This is a genomic window from Lelliottia sp. F153 (genome assembly GCF_002870005.1).
In the GTDB taxonomy this organism is placed as follows: Bacteria; Pseudomonadota; Gammaproteobacteria; order Enterobacterales; family Enterobacteriaceae; genus Enterobacter; species Enterobacter nimipressuralis.
Genome location: NZ_PKFT01000001.1, coordinates 622,594 through 635,717, shown reverse-complemented (window position 1 = coordinate 635,717; position 13,124 = coordinate 622,594). Strand labels below are relative to the sequence as shown.

The window sequence follows — 13,124 nt, the reverse complement described above, 5'->3', positions numbered from 1 at the left end:
GCCATGAAACGACTTCTTGCAATCGGTCTGCTGGCGCTGGGCATGAGCGTTCAGGCGCAGGCGATCACCTTAAACGAAGCGCGCGCGCAGGGGCTGGTGGGCGAGACGCTCAGCGGCTACATCGCGCCGCTGCGTCAGGATAAACAAACGCTGGCGCTGGTGAACGAGATCAACGCGGCGCGTACCGAAAGCTACCAAAAACTGGCGGACAGCAACAATATTCCGGTGGATGAAGTGGCGAAAATGGCCGGGCAAAAGCTGGTGGCCCGCGCGCAGCCGGGCGAATACGTGAAGGGTATCAACGGAAAGTGGCTGAAGAAGTGATCAGCGGTAGCGCTTGCGATACTCGCCAGGCGACACGCCAAAGCGCTGCTTGAAGGCCGTAGAAAAATGGCTATGGTCGGCAAAGCCCCAGCTATAGCCAATGCCCGCCAGTTTTTCATCATCGCCTGTGGCGCGTAGCACCTGCGCGCACAGGTCCAGCCGCCGGTTTTTGATGTACTGCGCCACCACCAGCCCTTTATCGGCAAACATGCGATACAGGCTGCGCACTGACATCCCGCTCTCGGTAGCAATCCACTCCGGTCGCAGTGCTTCCGACTGAATATGGGAATCGATCAGCGACAGCACATTCTGGAACTGGCGCTCTTTACGCGGCGGCGCAGATTCACGCTGCTGAAACGCCGGGCGCAGCAGACACACCATCGCTTCCAGCGCCGCTTCGCTCTCCATATCGCTCAGCTGCGCATTATCCATACTCTCCTGCAACAGCCGATAGCTCAGCTGCACGGTGGGCAGCGTGCGCGACAGCTTATGGGCGCAGCTCACCTCCTGGAAACGGCACTGCTGTTCCAGAATCTGGCGCGGCAGTAACAGTGAAATCTGGCGCGATTTGTCGTGCCAGTAGATCGAGCAGGGGCGTGAGGCGTCAATCAGCGTAATGTCGCCCGCGTCGATCACAATCTGCTTATCATCCTGCTCCAGCGTAGCCTGACCTTCGAGTTGAAACACGGTGTAAAACCAGGCGTCGTTGCTGGTTTTGATCTCCTGACGGGTGCGAAACAGGTTAACGCCTGCGGCGGTGACGGTGCTGAGCTTCAGGCTTCTGGCATAGCTGGTTTCCAGTTCACCGATGAACTGACCTGGCAACGGGCGCGCGGCAAAGCTGCCACACACCTGGTTAATTTGCGCCAGCCACTGCTGATATTTTTCCTGCTCACTTGCACACGCCATCTTTCATCTCGCTGCACTGTCAATGTTTTTGCATTGTTGCATTTGTGTTGCATTTTGTCAGAGGTCAGGGCTGACTATAGGAAAGAACACTCGCTGATAACAGTGTTATAAGCCGGAATTATCATGATTTGCGGGGGCTGTCACAGGTGGCAAAACGAATGTCACAGAGATAAAAGCGCGTTTTGCAAACCCATCTTAGACTGCGATGACACCCTGCGAATAATAATGAAGGAGCAACGTATGTCTGAGTCACAGACCGCCGTCCTGCAAAGCGTGCAACAGTTTTTAGACCGTCATCATGGCCTGTGGATCGAGGGCCGCCCGTCTGCCTCTGAAAGTGAAAAGCGCCTGAACATATTCAATCCGGCGACGGGTGAAGTGATTGCCTCGACGGCAGATGCAAGTGTGGACGATGTGGATCGCGCGGTGATGTCCGGCTGGCGCGCCTTTGTCTCCCGCAGCTGGGCCGGGAAACTGCCTGCCGAGCGCGAGCGCATTTTGCTGCGTTTTGCCGATCTGGTGGAGCAGCATACGGAAGAGCTGGCGCAGCTCGAAACCCTGGAGCAGGGCAAATCGATTAACATCTCCCGCGCGTTTGAAGTGGGCTGCACCCTGAACTGGATGCGCTACACCGCCGGGCTGACCACCAAAATTGCGGGTAAAACGCTCGATCTCTCCATTCCGCTGCCGCAAGGGGCGCGCTATCAGGCGTGGACCCGTAAAGAGCCGGTCGGCGTGGTGGCCGGAATTGTGCCCTGGAACTTCCCGCTGATGATTGGCATGTGGAAGGTGATGCCTGCGCTGGCTGCGGGCTGCTCCATCGTGATCAAACCGTCGGAAACCACGCCACTGACACTGCTGCGCGTGGCTGAACTGGCAAGCGAGGCGGGCGTTCCCGATGGCGTATTTAATGTCGTTACCGGCAGCGGTGCCGTGTGCGGTGCGGCTTTAACCTCGCATCCCCATATCGCCAAAGTGAGTTTTACCGGCTCAACGGCCACCGGCAAGCAGATCGCACGCACCGCCGCCGATTCCTTAACGGGTGTGACCCTGGAGCTGGGCGGCAAAAACCCGGCTATCGTGCTGAAAGATGCCGACCCGGCGTGGGTGGTGGAAGGACTCATGACCGGCAGCTTCCTCAACCAGGGGCAGGTGTGTGCTGCCAGCTCGCGCATTTACATTGAAGCACCGCTGTTTGATACGCTGGTGAGCCACTTTGAGCAGGCGGTGAAATCCCTGAGCGTCGGGCCAGGCATGTCGCCCACGGCACACATCAACCCGCTGGTCTCCCGCGCCCATTGCGACAAAGTGCAAACCTTCCTCAACGAGGCGCAGCTCAGCCATGCCGAGCTGATTACCGGCAACAGCGGCCCGGATAAACAGGGCTATTACGTTGCGCCAACGCTGGTGGTAAACCCCGATGCCAGCCTGCGCCTGACCCGCGAAGAGGTGTTTGGCCCGGTGGTAAATCTGGTGCGAGTGGCCGATGGGGAAGAGGCACTCCAGCTGGCAAACGACACGGAGTATGGCCTGACGGCCAGCGTCTGGACGCAAAATATCAGCAAAGCGCTGGAGTACACGGACCGTTTACAGGCGGGAACCGTGTGGGTGAACAGTCATACGCTGATCGACGCCAACCTGCCGTTTGGCGGCATGAAACAGTCCGGCACAGGCCGCGATTTTGGTCCTGACTGGCTGGATGGCTGGTGTGAAACGAAGTCGGTGTGTGTGCGGTATTAATTGCCCTTGTCGGGTGGCGGCAACGCTGCCCGACCTACAAACGTAAAGCCCTCAGCCTCTGGGTGAGAGGGCTGCAGTTCACATACATCTTTATTGTCGTCCAGGCGATGCCGCCACTCACAAAACCCTCACCGTACCTGTCGATTTCGCCCACCATTTTGCAGCCGATATAACGTCGAAGCTACCCGTATCACCTGCAGTGCACGGGATCGAATTTGCGGGGGCAATGGTATCTCATTAAAAAAAAGCCGGGCATTTGCCCGGCCAGATTTGCTACTTCTCGTCTTTCTTCTTGCCGAGCGTGGGTGTCTCGTCGAAGAAGTTCCACGGTTTGAGCAGGGTATGAACCCACTCGGTCGGCATGATCGGCCACTCCTCGGCGCGCGCCACGTGCGTGGTGCCGGTGGTCATCCACACCACATCGTCCTGATTATCGATGGATTCGTTATCTTTGCTGTACTGCCCCAGACCGCTGTCGTGAATCGAACGGTTCGGGAATTTGCCTTCCGGATAGCGCTCATTCGCATGATAGCGCGTGACCCACAGCTGCTTATCCATAAAGCTCAGGCGATGGTAGATCCACTCGTCTGGCGCGAATTTCGCGCCGCTCGCGACCGGGTGAGTGCCGCCCGCGTAAGGGATAATCTGGTACGAGACCGGGTTGCCCATGCGGTTCTCTTTGCTGGTGTTGCTCAGGAGTCGAATGGTGCCAGGGTCGAACTTCTGCGCCGCCTGCTGCTCCGTATCAATATTGTACTGATTCACCTGCATGGTGCTGGTGCGCGGGCCACCGGCGGTGTTCGGTTTCACCTCCGGGTCCATCGCCACCAGACGGTTGTTGGTGCCATCCACGTCCATATCCAGACGGAAGTTGTAGATGTGCTGGTGGGTAGTTCCGACGATGTTGTGGTCGATCAGGGTGCCATATTTGGTATCGTCTTTGGCGCTCGGGTCATGCATGGTTTTAGCCTGCACACCTTTTACCGCTTCGATACCCGTTGCGCCTGCATCGATGCCAATGGTGCCGTTTTCGTGGAAGATCCAGTCAAAGATATAGTCGTAGTTACCGACGGTACTGATCCAGCGCACCACCAGTTCACGGCGCTCGGTGCTGACGTTCGGTTTGCCCATCTCCTGATGCTTATACTCCGGCCCGGCGTAGCGTTCAAACACGGCAATCGCGCGGGGGATCTCCATCGGCGTGCCGGTGTAATCCGGAATGGTTTCGTTTAGCATCACCGCGTTCGACGGCGCATCTTTGCCACGCACCAGCGGCGAGGTCAGGGTGCCCATGCCGTAATCACCGGAATCGAGATAGGCTTTGAAGTACCAGCCCACGTCCGGGTCGCCATAAGGGACAATCATCCCGCCGAGCGAGCCCTGATACATCACCTGGCGTTTTTTGCCGTTGTCGTTATAGGTCACAGTCGAGATGACAGGCCCGACGCGGGAGTCGAGACTCAGGTGGAAGTCCCAGTTCTGCCAGTGGATCATATCGCCCGTAATGGTGTAGTTCTTGCCCTCTGGCTCGACAATCTCCAGCGGTTTTTTGACGGTGGCGATACGGTCACGACCATCATACGGACGCGGATTCATTGGCACCGGCACCACCGGGCCTTCTTCAATTTTAAGGATTTTTTTCTGCTCGAGGTCGACCACCGCCACCAGGTTTTCAATCGGGTGCGCCCAGTAGTTACCGTCGCCAGTGTCGAGATAGCTGACCACTTTCAGCAGGCGCTCTTCCTGTTTCAGACCGTCTTTACCGTCAAAATAGCCGACGGTCAGCGGGGTACCGATCACTTTCTGTGGGTCGTCCACGCCGTGTTTTTTCAGCGCTTGCGCATATTCCGGGCTGCTCATGATGATCTGCTGTACGGCGGTGAAATCATCCAGCAGCACCATGCCGTGGGCGTCGTTGACCGGCGTCCAGCTCAGGACTTTTTTGTCCTTCAGATCAACCACGCTCTCAATGACGTGTTTGCCATCCAGCATGGTGACATTCGCCTGACGCGGAGCATCGACAGCCGTGCCGTTCAGGACAAAATCCCACACTTTGGCTTTGTCGGGTTCGGCCAGCGCAATCTGGGTGAAGCGGGTATTGGGTTTGAACTCCGCCGCAGTTTTCACGATCTCGACGGCCTGTTTAATTTCGTCTGCGGTCAGTGCGTTGAGCGGATGCGGGCGTTTTTCCACCTGGAAGGTCTGATCAAGTCCCGACTGGAAAACATCGTTGATGAAGGTGTCGGAGATGAACGCCTTGTTGTCTTTCATCACCACCGGCACCTGCAGTTTAAGCGGCTTGCCGTTGACGATGGCGGTATTCGCGCCCGGTTTGACCTTCACAAAGGCACCGTCTTTGGCAATGGTAAACATCTGGGCGTAATCGTCCCATTGCACATCGGCGCCAAAATCGGCCAGGGTTTTATCCATCGGAACCATATGCGCTTCGCCGCCATGGGCGAACACGGGAGATTGCCAGGCGCATAACAACGCGACAGCCACGGCCAGTGCCGTCTTACGGGCAGAAAAAGAAGAAGGGCTTCCCATCGTTGACCTCATCATTATTGTGTTATTGGTGTTGTGCAGCGTTATCCTGACAGGCGCGGGCGCAAAGTGTTTGCCTGCACCTGCCAGGTTATTTGTCACTCTTGCCAAATTAAAAACCGGGAAGGGGCCTTCCCGGTAAAAAGACACATCAGTCGGTGAAATCGCCCTGCTGGCGAGCCACGAGGGTCAGAATGGAGTAAAGCGCGACAGGCTGCTGGTGCTGGTTAAAGATCTCCACGGCCCATTCCACCACGCCGGTCGGTTTTTCGTCTGCGGTGCGCTGTTTCTTCAGGGTTTTGCGCTTACAGGTCAGACGCACCTGAATGGTATCGCCCGGTTTGACCGGCTCGATAAAGCGCAGATTTTCCATACCGTAGTTGGCGATGACCGGCCCGACGCCCGCATCAACGAACAGACCCGCCGCCGCAGAAATCACAAAGTAACCGTGTACCACGCGCTCGCCGAAGATAGACTCCGCCGCGCCAATTTTGTCCATGTGGGCGTAGAAATGATCGCCGCTCAAACAGGCAAAATTGACGATGTCCGTTTCGGTCATGGTGCGGCGCGGGGTCAGCAGGCTGTCGCCCGGCTGCAGCTCTTCGAAGTATTTGCGGAACGGGTGTACGCGATCTTCCTGTACCTGTGCACCGCGCACCCACTGCTGGCTGACGGCGGCGAGCATCGACGGACTGCCCTGAATCGCGGTGCGTTGCAGATAGTGCTTCACCGCACGCAGCCCGCCCAGCTCTTCACCGCCGCCCGCTCGCCCCGGCCCGCCGTGAACCAGCTGCGGCAGCGGAGAGCCGTGGCCGGTAGACTCTTTCGCTGACTCGTTGTTAAGGATCTGGATTCGCCCGTGCGCCCGCGCCGCGCCGGAAATAAACTGGCGGGCGATATTTGCATTCGCCGTTACCAGCGTTCCGGCAAGGCTGCCTTCACCGGCGCGCGCCAGAGTCATGGCGTGGTCCGCGTCACGATACGGCATCAGCGTGGCGACCGGACCAAAGGCTTCCGTCGCGTGAACGGCAGGGGTCTCGTCAGGCTGCGGACAGAAGAGCAACGTCGGCGGGAAGAACGCGCCCGCAGCGTGTAGATCGGCTTTGCCGCCGAGACGGATCTGGCAGCCCGCAGACACCAACAGATCGACTTTTTCCTGCACATCGGCACGCTGTTCGGCGTTGACCAGCGCCCCCATTTTGACCCCTTCCTGCGCCGGGTCGCCAACCACCACTTTTTCGAGACGGGCGATCAGCGCCTGGCTGACCGCTTCAGTCTGCCCTTGCGGAACAATAATGCGGCGAATGGCGGTACATTTTTGCCCGGCTTTGGCGGTCATCTCACGCACCACTTCGCGGATAAACAGCGCAAATTCCGGCTGCTCCGGCGTCACGTCTTCCCCCAGCACGCAGCAGTTCAGCGAGTCTGCTTCCATAGTGAACGGAATGGATTTGGCGACGATATTCGGGTGTACACGCAGCATCTGGCCGGTGGAGGCGGAGCCGGTAAACGTCACTACGTCCTGGAAATCGAGATGATCCAGCAAGTCGCCCGCACCGCCGCAGATCAGGCTAATCGCCCCCTCCGGGACCAGACCGCTGTCGACGATGGATTTGACCATCGCCTGGGTGACCTGCGCGGTAGCGGTAGCCGGTTTAATGATTGCGGGCATCCCGGCAAGCCAGGTCGGCGCCAGTTTTTCCAGCATCCCCCAGCAGGGAAAGTTGAAGGCGTTGATATGCACCGCCACGCCGGATTTGGACGTCAGCACATGGCGCGCGGCAAAGCCGCCTTCCTTCGACAGGGGGATCAGCTCGTCTTCTGGCCACAGGGAGTCATCGGGCAGTTCGCGGCTGCCGAGGCTGGCGTAGGTGAACATCGTGCCGATGCCGCCTTCGATATCCACCCAGCTGTCCGCGCGGGTCGCGCCGGTCTCTGCCGACAGGGCATAAAAATGGTCTTTCTGGCTCAGCAAATGTTTGGCGACCGCTTTCAGCATCGCCGCACGTTCGATAAAGGTCATCGCCCGAAGTGATTCACCGCCGCGTTCGATGGCAAAGCGACGCGCTGCCGCCATATCCAGACCTTCGCTGGTCACACTCCACAGGGCTTCGTCGCTGATGGCGTGATGAATGTTGCGCTCACGGCCCCGGCCAGACTGCCAGGTGCCGGACAAGAAGCTGGCTAACTGCTGCATCTCTCTTCTCCAAATGTTACGTAATTTCACTATAGATAGTTTGATTATGAATCATAAAAAGCAAGTGATGTTTTAATGATTTGTTAACAATGTGATCTTGTCGGATGAATCTTCAAGCGAACAGCGCCCGCCATAAGCGGCTTGCTGTAAAAGCCTTGCGAGCGACATCACAAAATAGACAAACACTCCTTGGGGTTATATTTAACCTTTGTGTAACTTTTAAGAAACGAAGTGATTCATCATTAAACGATGATTGACGATTTAACGAATCATAAAGGTGACGACGTGACGGAAGAACAACGCTTTGAACAGCGCATCGCACAGGAGACAGCCATCGAGCCGCAAGACTGGATGCCGGACGCCTACCGCAAAACCCTGATCCGCCAGATTGGTCAGCATGCGCACTCCGAAATTGTCGGCATGCTGCCGGAAGGAAACTGGATCACCCGCGCGCCGACACTGCGCCGCAAAGCGATTCTGCTGGCGAAAGTGCAGGATGAAGCGGGGCACGGGCTGTATCTCTACAGCGCGGCGGAGACCCTGGGCTGTGCGCGGGAAGACATCTACCAGAAGATGCTCGACGGCAAGATGAAATACTCCTCGATCTTCAACTATCCAACCCTGAGCTGGGCCGACATCGGCGTGATTGGCTGGCTGGTCGATGGCGCGGCCATCGTTAACCAGGTGGCCCTGTGCCGCACCTCTTACGGGCCGTATGCCCGCGCAATGGTGAAAATCTGTAAAGAAGAGAGCTTCCACCAGCGTCAGGGGTTTGAAGCCTGTATGGCACTCGCGCAGGGCAGCGAATCTCAGCGCCAGATGCTGCAGGACGCCATCAACCGTTTCTGGTGGCCCGCGCTGATGATGTTCGGACCGAACGACGACAACTCCCCCAACAGCGCCCGCAGCCTGGCCTGGAAAATCAAACGCTTCGGCAATGACGAACTGCGCCAGCGCTTTGTCGACAATACTGTCGCGCAGGTCGAGATGCTGGGCATGACCGTGCCGGATGCGGATCTGCACTTCGATGAAGCGAGCGGCCACTACCGCTTTGGTGAAATCGACTGGCATGAATTTGAAGAAGTGATTAACGGACGCGGCATCTGCAACCACGAGCGCCTCGCCGCGAAACGTAAAGCCTGGGAAGAAGGGGCGTGGGTGCGCGAAGCTGCACTGGCGCACGCAGAAAAACAACACGCCCGCACCGCCGCGTAAGAGGAATTAACCATGAGCAATGTCTACTGGCCGTTATATGAAGTGTTTGTTCGCAGCAAACAGGGGTTATCCCACCGTCACGTTGGCAGCCTGCACGCCGCCGATGACCGCATGGCGCTGGAAAATGCGCGGGATGCCTACACCCGTCGCAGCGAAGGCTGTTCGATCTGGGTGGTGAAAGCCAGCGAAATCGTCGCCTCGCAGCCGGAAGAGCGCGGAGAATTTTTCGACCCCGCAGAGAGCAAGGTCTACCGTCATCCGACCTTTTACACCCTCCCTGATGGCATCGAGCACATGTGAGGATGGATATGAAAGCAACAACGCAATATGCCCTGCGCCTCGGCGATAACTGTCTGGTTCTGTCGCAGCGTCTCGGCGCGTGGTGCGGCCATGCGCCGGAGCTGGAGATCGATCTGGCGCTGGCCAATATCGGCCTGGATTTACTCGGACAGGCGCGCAATTTCTTAACCTACGCCGCCGAACTGGAAGGACAGGGCGACGAAGACACGCTGGCCTTTGGCCGCGATGAGCGTCAGTTCAGTAATCTGCTGCTGGTGGAGCAGCCGAACGGCAACTTCGCCGACACCCTGGTGCGTCAGTATTTCATCGACGCCTGGCACGTGGCGCTCTTTACCCGTCTGACCCAAAGCCGCGATGCGCAACTGGCCGCGATTGCCGCGAAAGCGATCAAAGAGGCGCGCTACCACCTGCGCTTTAGCCGCGGCTGGCTGGAGCGTCTGGGCAACGGCACGGAGGTGTCGGCGCAAAAAATGCAGCAGGCGATCGATTCCCTGTGGCGCTTTACCGCCGAACTGTTCGAAGCCGATGCGCTGGAAGAGCAGCTTATTGCCGAGGGGATCGCCGTCGACCCACGCGAACTCCGCGCCGAGTGGGAAGCGGAAGTGTTTGCCGTTTTCCAGCAGGCCAGCCTGAACATTCCGGAAGAGGCGGCGTATCGCACCGGCGGCAAAAAAGGGCTGCACACCGAACATCTGGGACTGATGCTGGCGGAGATGCAGTATCTCCAGCGCATGTATCCCGGTCAGCAGTGGTAAGAGGAGGTCGCTATGCAACGTCTCGCTGAGATTGCCCCGGCGGAAATCCCGCAAATCTGGTCGCTGTTAAGCCAGATCCCGGACCCGGAAGTGCCGGTGCTCACCATCACCGACTTAGGCATGGTGCGCAGCGTCTGCGCACAGGCGGGCGGCTGGGTGATTGGCTTTACGCCAACCTATTCGGGCTGTCCGGCGACGGAGCATCTGCTCGGCGCCATTCGCGAGACGATGACCGCCCACGGTTTTACGCCGGTGCATATCGTCCTGCAGCTTGACCCGGCCTGGACGACCGACTGGATGACCGACGACGCCCGCGCGCGACTGCGTGAATACGGCATCAGCCCGCCGGTAGGCCATAGCTGCCATGTGCATTCCCCTGCCGAGGTGGCCTGCCCGCGCTGCGCGAGCACCGACACGTCGGTTATCAGTGAATTTGGTTCAACGGCCTGTAAAGCGCTCTATCGCTGTAACGCCTGCCGTGAACCTTTCGACTATTTCAAATGTATCTGAGGTTGCCATGACAACGTTTCATTCCTTAACGGTGGCAAAAGTGGAACCCGAAACCCGCGATGCGGTGACCATTACTTTCGCGATCCCACAAACTTTGCAGGACGCCTACCGTTTCCGCCCCGGTCAGCATTTGACGCTCAAAGCGAAGCTGGCAGGCGAAGAGCTACGCCGCTGCTACTCCATTTGTCGCAGCGTGACGCCGGGCGAAATCAGCGTGGCGGTGAAAGCCATCGACGGCGGGCGTTTTTCTCGCTATGCCCGCGATGAGATCAAACAGGGCATGGCGCTGGAGGTGATGGTGCCTCAGGGCCACTTTGGCTATCAGCCGCAGGCGGAACGCGCCGGGCGCTATCTGGCGATTGCCGCCGGTTCAGGGATCACCCCGATGCTGGCGATTATCTCCAGCACCCTGCGGGCCGAGCTGCAGAGCCATTTCACCCTGATCTACGGTAACCGCAGCAGCCAGAGCATGATGTTCCGCCAGGCACTGGCGGATCTGAAAGACACCTGGCCGCAACGTCTGCAGCTGGTGAATATTTTCAGTCAGGAGACCCTCGACAGTGAACTGCTGCACGGGCGTATCGACGGCGAAAAATTGCAGCAGCTGGGAAAAACGCTGATCGATTTCAGCCTGTTCGACGAAGCCTTTATCTGCGGCCCTTCGGCGATGATGGACGACGCCGAGCTGGCGCTGAAAGCGCTGGGGATGCCGGAGAAAACTATACACCTTGAGCGCTTTAATACGCCGGGGAGCGCCGTGAAACGCGCGACGACGATTCAGGCGCAGGGGCAGAAAGTGACCGTTCGTCAGGATGGCCGCGACCGCGAAATCACGCTCACAGCTGACGACGAAAGCATTCTCGATGCCGCCCTGCGTCAGGGCGCAGATCTGCCGTACGCCTGCAAGGGTGGCGTCTGCGCCACCTGCAAATGCAAAGTGCTGCGCGGAAAAGTCGATATGGCGACCAACTACAGCCTGGAGCCGGACGAACTGGCGGCGGGATATGTCTTGAGCTGCCAGGCGCTGCCGCTGACCGCCGACGTGGTGGTCGATTTTGACGCGAAGGGGATGGCATGAGCGAACTGATTGTCACCCGTCATGGCCGCGTGCTGCAGCTGACGCTGAACCGTCCGGCGGCGCGCAACGCCCTCAACAACGCGCTGCTTTCGCAACTGGCAGATGAGCTGGAAGCCGCTGCGGTTGATGGCGAGATCTCCGCCTGTGTCATTTATGGCAACGAGCGTTGCTTTGCCGCCGGGGCCGACCTCAACGAGATGGCGGAGAAAGATCTGCCCGCCACGCTGAACGACGTTCGCCCGCAGCTCTGGGCGCGCATTAACGCTTTTAACAAACCGCTGATTGCCGCCGTAAACGGTTTTGCGCTCGGCGCAGGCTGCGAATTGGCACTGCTGTGTGACGTGGTGATCGCCGGGGACAATGCCCGTTTTGGTCTGCCGGAAATCACACTTGGCATTATGCCGGGCGCGGGCGGCACCCAGCGTCTGATTCGCTGCGTCGGCAAGTCCCTCGCCAGCAAAATGGTGCTGACGGGCGAAAGCATTAGCGCGCAGCAGGCGCAGTCGGCGGGGCTGGTGAGCGACGTATTCCCGTCGGCGCTGGTGCTGGAATATGCCCTGAAGCAGGCCGCATTGATGGCGCGTCATTCTCCGCTGGCGTTGCAAGCCGCGAAACAGGCGCTGCGCCAGTCGCAGGAAGTGCCGCTACAGGCCGGTCTGGCTCAGGAGCGTCAGCTGTTTACGCTGCTGTCTGCCACGGAAGACCGCCGGGAAGGCATCGCCGCTTTCTTACAAAAACGCACCCCCGACTTTAAAGGACGCTAATTGTGGAATTTATTCTGAGTCATGTTGAGCAGGGCGTGATGACCATTACGCTGAACCGCCCGGAGCGTCTGAACAGCTTTAACGATGTCATGCATCAGCAGCTTTCCGAGTGCCTGAAGCAGGCCGAACGGGATGACACTATCCGCTGCCTGTTGATTACCGGTGCCGGACGCGGTTTTTGCGCCGGGCAGGATCTGAATGACCGCAACGTTGACCCGAACGGCCCCGCGCCGGATCTCGGCTACTCCGTGGAAACCTTCTACAACCCGCTGGTACGCCGCCTGGCAAAACTACCGAAACCGGTGATTGCAGCGGTGAACGGTGTGGCAGCGGGAGCAGGCGCGACGCTGGCGCTGGGCTGCGACATGGTGATCGCCGCGCGTTCCGTGAATTTCATGATGGCGTTTAGCAAGCTCGGGCTGGTGCCGGATTGCGGCGGCACCTGGCTGCTGCCGCGCGTCGCCGGACGTGCGCGGGCCATGGGTCTGGCGCTGCTGGGCGATAAACTGAGCGCAGAGCAGGCGCACGCCTGGGGGATGATCTGGCAGGTGGTTGACGATGAAGAACTCTCATCCACCGCGCAGAAACTGGCGATCCATTTTGCCTCTCAGCCGACCTTGGGTCTGGGGCTGATCAAACAGGCGATGAACGCCGCCGAAACCAACACCCTGGACGAACAGCTCGATCTGGAGCGTGATTATCAGCGACTGGCCGGGCGCAGCGACGACTATCGCGAAGGCGTGAGCGCGTTCCTCGCCAAGCGCCCGCCGAATTTCACGGGGAAATAA

The 13,124-nt window shown here is 58.8% G+C and carries 12 protein-coding genes; 9 read left to right on the top strand and 3 right to left on the bottom strand.

The window, feature by feature from the left end; genetic code table 11:
• Positions 1-3: 3 nt before the first annotated feature.
• Positions 4-324 carry a YdbL family protein gene (locus tag F153LOC_RS03005; protein ID WP_102103661.1) on the top strand — a complete coding sequence of 107 codons (321 nt, stop codon included), beginning with the start codon at positions 4-6 and terminating at the stop codon, positions 322-324.
• Here F153LOC_RS03005 and feaR read toward each other — a convergent pair whose 3' ends face one another.
• Positions 325-1,233, bottom strand: a complete 909-nt coding sequence (gene feaR / locus F153LOC_RS03000) for a transcriptional regulator FeaR (RefSeq protein ID WP_102103662.1) — start codon at positions 1,231-1,233, stop codon at positions 325-327.
• A gap of 240 nt (positions 1,234-1,473) precedes the next feature.
• On the opposite strand from feaR, the gene F153LOC_RS02995 reads away from it, so the two are divergent.
• The gene (locus F153LOC_RS02995) at positions 1,474-2,973 is read left to right on the top strand and encodes an aldehyde dehydrogenase family protein (protein ID WP_102103663.1); all 1,500 of its coding nucleotides are present in this window, start codon (positions 1,474-1,476) and stop codon (positions 2,971-2,973) included.
• Between the two features lie 273 nt (positions 2,974-3,246).
• Here the strand turns inward: F153LOC_RS02995 and tynA are convergent, their stop codons facing one another.
• Positions 3,247-5,520 carry a primary-amine oxidase gene (tynA, locus tag F153LOC_RS02990; RefSeq protein WP_102103664.1) on the bottom strand — a complete coding sequence of 758 codons (2,274 nt, stop codon included), beginning with the start codon at positions 5,518-5,520 and terminating at the stop codon, positions 3,247-3,249.
• 148 nt (positions 5,521-5,668) lie between these two features.
• The gene (paaZ, locus tag F153LOC_RS02985) at positions 5,669-7,714 is read right to left on the bottom strand and encodes a phenylacetic acid degradation bifunctional protein PaaZ (RefSeq protein ID WP_102103665.1); all 2,046 of its coding nucleotides are present in this window, start codon (positions 7,712-7,714) and stop codon (positions 5,669-5,671) included.
• 285 nt (positions 7,715-7,999) lie between these two features.
• Here paaZ and paaA point away from each other — a divergent pair, with 285 nt between their 5' ends.
• From paaA to paaG, 7 genes are read left to right on the top strand one after another with little or no spacing between them, the layout of a single operon-like run.
• Positions 8,000-8,929: a 1,2-phenylacetyl-CoA epoxidase subunit PaaA gene (gene paaA, locus F153LOC_RS02980; RefSeq protein ID WP_102103857.1), complete on the top strand. Its 930-nt coding sequence runs from the start codon at positions 8,000-8,002 to the stop codon at positions 8,927-8,929.
• 12 nt (positions 8,930-8,941) lie between these two features.
• A complete protein-coding gene (paaB, locus tag F153LOC_RS02975; protein ID WP_100780238.1) occupies positions 8,942-9,229 on the top strand; it encodes a 1,2-phenylacetyl-CoA epoxidase subunit PaaB in 288 nt (95 codons plus the stop codon).
• A gap of 8 nt (positions 9,230-9,237) precedes the next feature.
• Complete coding sequence (paaC, locus tag F153LOC_RS02970; protein WP_102103666.1) at positions 9,238-9,984, top strand: 1,2-phenylacetyl-CoA epoxidase subunit PaaC; 747 nt, start codon at positions 9,238-9,240, stop codon at positions 9,982-9,984.
• 12 nt (positions 9,985-9,996) lie between these two features.
• Entirely contained in the window at positions 9,997-10,494 is a 498-nt protein-coding gene (paaD, locus tag F153LOC_RS02965; protein WP_102103667.1) for a 1,2-phenylacetyl-CoA epoxidase subunit PaaD, read from the top strand.
• Positions 10,495-10,501: 7 nt separating this feature from the next.
• On the top strand, positions 10,502-11,572 hold the full coding sequence (paaE, locus tag F153LOC_RS02960; RefSeq protein WP_102103668.1) for a 1,2-phenylacetyl-CoA epoxidase subunit PaaE: 1,071 nt from the start codon (positions 10,502-10,504) through the stop codon (positions 11,570-11,572).
• Positions 11,569-12,336 carry a 2,3-dehydroadipyl-CoA hydratase PaaF gene (gene paaF / locus F153LOC_RS02955; RefSeq protein ID WP_102103669.1) on the top strand — a complete coding sequence of 256 codons (768 nt, stop codon included), beginning with the start codon at positions 11,569-11,571 and terminating at the stop codon, positions 12,334-12,336. The genes paaE and paaF overlap by 4 nt, the downstream gene beginning before the upstream one ends.
• Positions 12,336-13,124, top strand: a complete 789-nt coding sequence (paaG, locus tag F153LOC_RS02950) for a 2-(1,2-epoxy-1,2-dihydrophenyl)acetyl-CoA isomerase PaaG (RefSeq protein WP_100780234.1) — start codon at positions 12,336-12,338, stop codon at positions 13,122-13,124. Before paaF ends, paaG begins: the two co-directional genes overlap by 1 nt.

Bases quoted from the DNA above. Each gene is read 5' to 3' on its own strand.
- F153LOC_RS03005 (WP_102103661.1), top strand. From the start codon at position 4: ATGAAACGACTTCTTGCAATCGGTCTGCTGGCGCTGGGCATGAGCGTT.
- feaR (WP_102103662.1), bottom strand. From the start codon at position 1,233: ATGGCGTGTGCAAGTGAGCAGGAAAAATATCAGCAGTGGCTGGCGCAA.
- F153LOC_RS02995 (WP_102103663.1), top strand. From the start codon at position 1,474: ATGTCTGAGTCACAGACCGCCGTCCTGCAAAGCGTGCAACAGTTTTTA.
- tynA (WP_102103664.1), bottom strand. From the start codon at position 5,520: ATGGGAAGCCCTTCTTCTTTTTCTGCCCGTAAGACGGCACTGGCCGTG.
- paaZ (WP_102103665.1), bottom strand. From the start codon at position 7,714: ATGCAGCAGTTAGCCAGCTTCTTGTCCGGCACCTGGCAGTCTGGCCGG.
- paaB (WP_100780238.1), top strand. From the start codon at position 8,942: ATGAGCAATGTCTACTGGCCGTTATATGAAGTGTTTGTTCGCAGCAAA.
- paaC (WP_102103666.1), top strand. From the start codon at position 9,238: ATGAAAGCAACAACGCAATATGCCCTGCGCCTCGGCGATAACTGTCTG.
- paaD (WP_102103667.1), top strand. From the start codon at position 9,997: ATGCAACGTCTCGCTGAGATTGCCCCGGCGGAAATCCCGCAAATCTGG.
- paaE (WP_102103668.1), top strand. From the start codon at position 10,502: ATGACAACGTTTCATTCCTTAACGGTGGCAAAAGTGGAACCCGAAACC.
- paaF (WP_102103669.1), top strand. From the start codon at position 11,569: ATGAGCGAACTGATTGTCACCCGTCATGGCCGCGTGCTGCAGCTGACG.